The sequence below is a fragment of the Psychrobacillus sp. MER TA 171 genome (assembly GCF_023713305.1).
Classification (GTDB): Bacteria; Bacillota; Bacilli; order Bacillales_A; family Planococcaceae; genus Psychrobacillus.
The window spans coordinates 1-1,700 of the sequence record NZ_JAMAWN010000048.1 but is presented as its reverse complement, the minus strand read 5'-3'; the positions used below and the strand labels follow the sequence as shown (position 1 = coordinate 1,700).

1 protein-coding gene is annotated in these 1,700 nt (G+C 36.9%); it reads left to right on the top strand.

Annotation, left to right across the window (positions count from 1 at the left end):
- Positions 1-129 precede the first annotated feature (129 nt).
- Positions 130-1,590 carry an IS1182 family transposase gene (locus tag M3627_RS20310; protein WP_251557259.1) on the top strand — a complete coding sequence of 487 codons (1,461 nt, stop codon included), beginning with the start codon at positions 130-132 and terminating at the stop codon, positions 1,588-1,590.
- Positions 1,591-1,700: the final 110 nt, after the last annotated feature.

The following is a 1,700-nucleotide window of genomic DNA, read 5'->3' as shown; positions in this document are numbered from 1 at the left end:
GAGGGCACTGAAAAAGTCAATGAAATTACTAAAGCGATTGCGTGAACCTGTTCACGCAATCGCTTTTTCTTTATCTTACATCCTCTTATCATAGTATAATGAGTAAAACTAACTAGAGGTGACGCAACCATGATTTCCAAACAAGAAACACTAAATTTGAGCCCTTATATAAGTTTGTATGATTTAGTTATCCCAAAAGATAATATGCTTCGCCAAATCAACGAGCTCGTCGATTTTTCATTTATCTTAGACGAATTAAAATCAAAATATTGTTTGGATAATGGTAGAAATGCGATTCCACCTATTCGTATGTTCAAATATTTACTGTTGAAAGCCATACATGACCTATCAGATGCCGATCTCGTAGAGCGTTCAAAATTCGATATGTCGTTTAAATATTTTCTAGATATGTCACCAGAAGAAGAAGTCATTGATTCCAGTTCTCTTACAAAATTTCGCCGCCTTCGTCTCCAAGACATGAATCTATTAGATTTACTCATTGGAAAGACGGTTGAAATTGCGTTGGAAAAAGGGCTTATCACCAGTAAAACCGTTATTGTCGATGCAACTCACACAAAAGCTCGTTATAATCAAAAATCACCAAAAGAGTTTTTACAAGAAAAATCAAAAAATGTGCGTAAAACGGTTTACCAACTCGAGGAAGAGATGGTCGGAAAGTTTCCTAAAAAGCCAACTTCAAATGAAGTGACGGAGGAATTGGATTATTGCCGCCGAGTTGTGGAAGTCGTCGAAACACAATCAAAAGTAGCACAAATCCCCGCTGTGAAAGAAAAATTAAATGTCTTAAAAGAAGTCATCGATGATTACGATACACAGTTGGGTCATTCAAAAGATCCTGATGCGCGTGTCGGACATAAATCGGCAGACTCGGCTTTCTTTGGATTCAAAACGCATATCGCGATGAGTGATGAACGAATTATCACAGCCGCGATTGTAACAACAGGTGAAAAAAGTGATGGTCAATATCTTCAAGAATTAGTAGAGAAAAGTAAAGGGACAGGGATGGACATCGAGACGATCATTGGAGACACGGCTTATTCAGGCAAAGATAATTTACAATACGCCAAATCGGAAGAACTTCAATTAATTTCAAAATTAAATCCCGTTATCACAAATGGTAACGGTCAAAGAAAAATTGCATTTGATTTTAATAAAGATGCCGGTATGTTTGTGTGCCCAGTCGGGCACATGGCGATTCGAAAAGCACGGACTGGAAAGAAAAATGAAAATCAAAATCAAAAAATCACCTTTTATTTTGACATCGAAAAATGTAAAGTTTGTCCAATGCGTGAAGGCTGCTATATAGAAGGTGCGAAAAGTAAAACGTATAGCATCTCATTGAAATCAAATGAACATGAAGAACAAGCGGCCTTCCAAGAAACTGAGGCCTTCAAAGAACTAGCCAAAAAACGCTATAAAATTGAGGCGAAAAATAGTGAGATTAAAAATCCGCACGGCTATAAAACGGCAAAATCAGCGGGTTTATTTGGCATGGAAATACAAGGTGCCACAACGATATTCGCTGTCAACCTGAAACGAATCATGAAACTACTAAATGAAAAAGAGTAAGAAATAGACAATGAAATAAGGCACTTTCCGTTCGAATTGAACAGAAAGTGCCTTATTTTTGGTTGAAAAACCAATTAGATTTTAAAACTCGTTAGTTTTTCAGTGCCCTC

Excerpts from the sequence above, each read along its gene's own strand:
- M3627_RS20310 (WP_251557259.1), top strand. The coding sequence starts at position 130 with ATGATTTCCAAACAAGAAACACTAAATTTGAGCCCTTATATAAGTTTG.